The sequence below is a fragment of the Yersinia sp. 2542 StPb PI genome (genome assembly GCF_048593855.1).
In the GTDB taxonomy this organism is placed as follows: domain Bacteria; phylum Pseudomonadota; class Gammaproteobacteria; order Enterobacterales; family Enterobacteriaceae; genus Yersinia; species Yersinia enterocolitica_E.
Genome location: NZ_JAZGQA010000444.1, coordinates 1 through 811 on the forward strand (window position 1 = coordinate 1; position 811 = coordinate 811).

The following is an 811-nucleotide window of genomic DNA, read 5'->3' on the forward strand; positions in this document are numbered from 1 at the left end:
GGGGTGAGGACAGTGTCTGGTGGGTAGTTTGACTGGGGCGGTCTCCTCCCAAAGAGTAACGGAGGAGCACGAAGGTTAGCTAATCACGGTCGGACATCGTGAGGTTAGTGCAAAGGCATAAGCTAGCTTGACTGCGAGAGTGACGGCTCGAGCAGGTACGAAAGTAGGTCTTAGTGATCCGGTGGTTCTGAATGGAAGGGCCATCGCTCAACGGATAAAAGGTACTCCGGGGATAACAGGCTGATACCGCCCAAGAGTTCATATCGACGGCGGTGTTTGGCACCTCGATGTCGGCTCATCACATCCTGGGGCTGAAGTAGGTCCCAAGGGTATGGCTGTTCGCCATTTAAAGTGGTACGCGAGCTGGGTTTAGAACGTCGTGAGACAGTTCGGTCCCTATCTGCCGTGGGCGTTGGAAGATTGAGAGGGGCTGCTCCTAGTACGAGAGGACCGGAGTGGACGAATCACTGGTGTTCGGGTTGTCATGCCAATGGCATTGCCCGGTAGCTAAATTCGGAAGAGATAACCGCTGAAAGCATCTAAGCGGGAAACTTGCCTCGAGATGAGTCTTCCCTGGGGCTTTAAGCCCCCTGAAGGAACGTTAAAGACTATGACGTTGATAGGCTGGGTGTGTAAGTGCAGCGATGCATTGAGCTAACCAGTACTAATGATCCGTGAGGCTTAACCTTACAACACCAAAGGTGTTTTAGATTTGAAAGATTGATATTTTCAGCGAAGTTCCGAGATTGGGCTGGCTGGCTGTGTGGAAACATATAGCGGGTTTAGTTTAGACAGAATTTGCCTGGCGGCC

General features: G+C 51.9%; 1 rRNA gene. It reads left to right on the top strand.

From position 1 onward, the window contains the following. Nucleotides 1-689, top strand: a 23S ribosomal RNA gene (locus tag V1952_RS22190); the annotation flags it as partial. Between the last annotated feature and the right edge of the window lie 122 nt (nt 690-811).